Raw genomic sequence first — 3,540 nt, 5'->3', positions numbered from 1 at the left:
GGTGGTGGTGGTGGTGGACGGGCCGGTGGTGGTGGGGTCCTCGTCCTCGTCCTGGTCGGGGACGGGGACGGTCTCCGGGGACGGTTCCGGAGACGACTGGGGGACGGTTTCGCCGGGGACGACCTGCACGTTCGGGGACGGTTCGTAGGGACGGGTGCGGGCCGCGCGGCGCTCGGTGGTGGCGTCCCACTTCCGGTCCCACGCTGCCCAGCCGTCCCGGCCGAGCTGCCTCAGGTAGAACCGCATCGCGCCGTCCCGGGACGAACCCTCGGCTTGGCGGGCCTGGCGGCGGGACCGCCGGATGGAGTGCTTCGACTGCGCATCCGCCCAACCGTCCTCCCACAGCAGGGCGAGGTAGTCCCAGAACGCGCTGCGCTGCTTCGGTGGCTTCTCGCCGGCGCGGGCAGCGCGGGCGACCCTCGCCGCAGTGCGGGCCTCCACACGGTGGGCCTGCGCCTTCTGCCAGTCGGTTTGCTTGCCGGTGATGGCGGCTACCAGCTCCGCTCCGTGGCGTACGACGTAGGCGGCGACGGCCATCGCGATGACGATCTCCATCAGGCAGCCACCTCCTCCTCAGCCCGCAGTACGCGGGCCAGCTCGGTCGCCTTGCGGGTCCCGAACCCGGCGGCCTTGAGGGCGTCGCGGGAGATCCGCTTGCCGTGCTGCTCCTTGTGCGCCTCGTTCAGCTCGCGGGCCTTGGCGAGGTCCTCCTCGGGCACCACCAGGTGAACGGTCGGGGTCTCGACCGTCTCGTCCTCGGTCGCCTCCTCGTCCTCCTTGGGGACGGTCGGGCCGGGGACGACGCGGCTCGTCTCTGCGGCGACGGGGACGGGGGACGGGGACGGAGCAGGGGACGGGGACGAGGACGGAACCTCGGCCGGGACGGAGACGGCGGGACGGGACGACTTCTCGTCCTGGACAGGGGTCGCCGTCTTCTTGGGACGGGCGGTCTTGACCGGGACGACCTGGCGGCGGTCGAGCCCCGCCAGGACCAGCGCACCAACGAAGGTCAGCAGCGGAGGCCAGACGGCGGCGACCTGCCCCTCGGGGGTGTGAGCCGCAGCGATGTTGCCCGCCATCGACCCGCCCAACCCGAGGGTCAGGAACAGCCACCCGCTCACTGGACTGCCGTGTGTGGCGCGGTTCCAGCCGAGCACCGTTGCGGCGCCGGCCATGATCGCGAACTCCAGCACCAGCGAGAGCAGCACTGCGGAAAGGGTGCTCTCGCCGATGCGACGCGCGAAGTGGTAGACGTGCTCGACGCTGATGACCGATGCGCCGAACGCGGTCAGGCCGACGCCGACCCGGACCGTCTTGAGGGTCGCTCCCTGCATCACAGGCTCCCGAGGAAGCTGGAGACGGCGGCGTAGATCTCGTCCGGGACGGTCCCCATCGCGGCAGCGACACCGCCACCGAGCGCGGCGACGAAAGACGGGAAAGCGAGCGCGAGCCATGGAGTAGCCCGGCTCGGCCCCTTGCCGCCCGGGCGCATGTGGACGACGAGGATGGTGCCGACGACTAGGACGGCGAGCAGCGGGACGCCCGCGCCGAACAGCAGCCGCGTCCCTGAGTTCGTCGTCCCGACGACCAGGCCGGCCAGGCGAGCGAGCAGCATGCCGATGACACCGGCGACGCCGAAGCCGCCGATGAGCATGCACCAGTTGACGGTCTTCTGGGCCGACTTGAGGAAGTGCAAGGTGAAGGCGAGGCCGAGGAAGAGTACGGCGACACCGGAGGCGCTGGCGATAACCATGGTGGTGGGGGGTCCTTCCGGTTTCAGTGGGTGACGAGGATGAAGAGGCCGACGACGGTGGCGGCGATGATCAGTCGGGCGGGACGCTCGACGAGCCAGAGCAGGTAGTAGCCGAGCGCGGTCAGCGGGATTGCAAGCCCGAAGGCATACATGACAGCAAGCATGCGAGCAGGTGTCTTCTCGCCTGTCCACACGCCGTGCGTCGCGTAGTACCAGAGCTTCTTGAGCGAGGGCCGGTCGTCCGACCAGACGTCTGGCGGGGTGCCGATCTGGGAAACCGCAGTGCTGTAGTTCCGGACCCGCTTGGCCGGGGTCAACGCGTCGGCGCGCGTGCCCACGCGCGTAGCAACCTCAGGGACGGGGGTCAATACCGCAGGGGACTGCGGGGTGTCGCGGGGGTCCTCGGGCGGGTTGGCGAGAGCGGCGGCGGTGCTCATGACGCCTTCCTTTCGAGCTTGGTGACGGTGCCGGGGGCGTACAGCTGGTCGGCCTCCTTGACCAGGTCGTTGACGACGACCAGGGCGACCTGCTCGGCGACGTGGGTGGGGACCAGAGCGAGAGCGGACCGGAGGTAGTCCAGGGCGATCGCGAGCCGGTGGCTCGGGGACGTCGCGTCCCCGAGCCGATCCAGAACCGCGGCCTTCCGGCGCTCGGCCTTCTCGACCGAACGGAGCGGGCGGCCCGTGCCGCGACGCTTGCCGGCCATCAGCCCTTCCTTCCCGGCAGCCGGAAGTCGATCCAGCGCCGGTCGACTCCGCGCACCTCGAGCTCGTAGCCCTCGGCGAACTCGCCGGCGTCGCCCTTCGCGTTGTCGAGATCCCGGGCCATCGCGACCAGGTAGTCGTGCACCTGGTCTTCGTCCCGGTGGTCGGCCCAGACCGTGCGCGACTTGAAAACCTTGTCGTCGCGGCGGCGGCGCAGGGTGACCTCCAGGCGGTCCTTGGCCATCGTGGCTTCCTCCGATCGGTGTCCTCTCACGCGCGACCACGCGCGAGTAGTCACCTACCGTACGTGAGGGGTACGTACAGGTCAACCGCTGTACCTACGTACGTTCACACCGGCAGACAGGGCAGCTACGCTGAGCACATGCCGATCCAGCTCGACTCGCGGACCATCGACCGGTTCGCCCACTCGCCCAAGTACCGCCAGCTCGTCGACGTCCTCCGGGCCGCCATCGACGACGGCCGCCTGCAGCCCGGCGAGGAACTGCCGAGCGAGGACGCCATGGCTCGCGACGTCGGCATGTCCCGCGACTCGGTCCGCAAGTCGCTCGGGATCCTGGCCGCTGAGGGCCTCATCCTGCGCCGGTCCGGCGCCGGTACCTTCGTGGCGACCCAGCCGAAGAAACGCCAGCAGTCCGCGGCTCGGTACCGCGACGCGATCGCAATCCTCGAACGAGGCGGCGAGCGTCCCCAGACGAGCGCGTTCGTCCAGGACCACGGCATCACCTGGGAGCAGTACCGGGTCGAGATGACCGTCACCAAGGAGCCGGCCACCGAGAAGGACGCCGAGTACCTCGCCATCAAGGCCGGCGACCCGGTCCTACGGCGGGTGTTCCGGAAGATCGCCGACGACGAGGTCGTGCAACTGCAGCGCTCCGCAATCCCGTGGGACCTGATCGACGACAGCGAGATCGGCCGCGACATCCAGAACCCGGACCGTCAGCCGTGGCCGCTCGGCACCTTCGGCGAGATCTGGGACCTCGGGTGGCGCATCAAGCGCGTCGTCGAGGACGAGACCGCGAGGAACCCCACGGACGACGAGCGCCGGCAGCTGGAAATGGAAAC

The 3,540-nt window shown here is 70.0% G+C and carries 7 protein-coding genes; 1 reads left to right on the top strand and 6 read right to left on the bottom strand.

The annotated features are described in order from the left end of the window. The 6 genes from A3ES_RS0145255 to A3ES_RS0145230 all read right to left on the bottom strand — a co-directional run. A partial coding sequence (locus tag A3ES_RS0145255) for a hypothetical protein (RefSeq protein WP_026163810.1) occupies window positions 1-555 on the bottom strand: 555 nt, incomplete at its 3' end. Then, window positions 555-1,334 carry a DUF2637 domain-containing protein gene (locus A3ES_RS0145250; RefSeq protein ID WP_020393440.1) on the bottom strand — a complete coding sequence of 260 codons (780 nt, stop codon included), beginning with the start codon at window positions 1,332-1,334 and terminating at the stop codon, window positions 555-557. The genes A3ES_RS0145250 and A3ES_RS0145255, both read right to left, overlap by 1 nt. After that, the gene (locus A3ES_RS0145245) at window positions 1,334-1,753 is read right to left on the bottom strand and encodes a hypothetical protein (protein WP_020393439.1); all 420 of its coding nucleotides are present in this window, start codon (window positions 1,751-1,753) and stop codon (window positions 1,334-1,336) included. Before A3ES_RS0145245 ends, A3ES_RS0145250 begins: the two co-directional genes overlap by 1 nt. A 23-nt stretch (window positions 1,754-1,776) precedes the next feature. After that, window positions 1,777-2,190, bottom strand: coding sequence for a hypothetical protein (locus A3ES_RS0145240; protein ID WP_020393438.1), 414 nt, complete (start codon window positions 2,188-2,190; stop codon window positions 1,777-1,779). Continuing rightward, window positions 2,187-2,459: a P-loop NTPase family protein gene (locus A3ES_RS0145235; RefSeq protein ID WP_020393437.1), complete on the bottom strand. Its 273-nt coding sequence runs from the start codon at window positions 2,457-2,459 to the stop codon at window positions 2,187-2,189. The genes A3ES_RS0145240 and A3ES_RS0145235 overlap by 4 nt, the downstream gene beginning before the upstream one ends. Then, complete coding sequence (locus tag A3ES_RS0145230) at window positions 2,459-2,701, bottom strand: hypothetical protein (protein WP_020393436.1); 243 nt, start codon at window positions 2,699-2,701, stop codon at window positions 2,459-2,461. Before A3ES_RS0145230 ends, A3ES_RS0145235 begins: the two co-directional genes overlap by 1 nt. Window positions 2,702-2,839: 138 nt before the next feature. Here A3ES_RS0145230 and A3ES_RS0145225 point away from each other — a divergent pair. Continuing rightward, window positions 2,840-3,540 (top strand): GntR family transcriptional regulator (locus A3ES_RS0145225; RefSeq protein WP_020393435.1); only part of this gene is annotated, 701 nt, incomplete at its 3' end.

The sequence above is a fragment of the Kribbella catacumbae DSM 19601 genome (assembly GCF_000372465.1).
Classification (GTDB): Bacteria; Actinomycetota; Actinomycetes; order Propionibacteriales; family Kribbellaceae; genus Kribbella; species Kribbella catacumbae.
The sequence above is the reverse complement of the archived record's forward strand: the minus strand, read 5'-3'. Positions and strand labels throughout refer to the sequence as shown.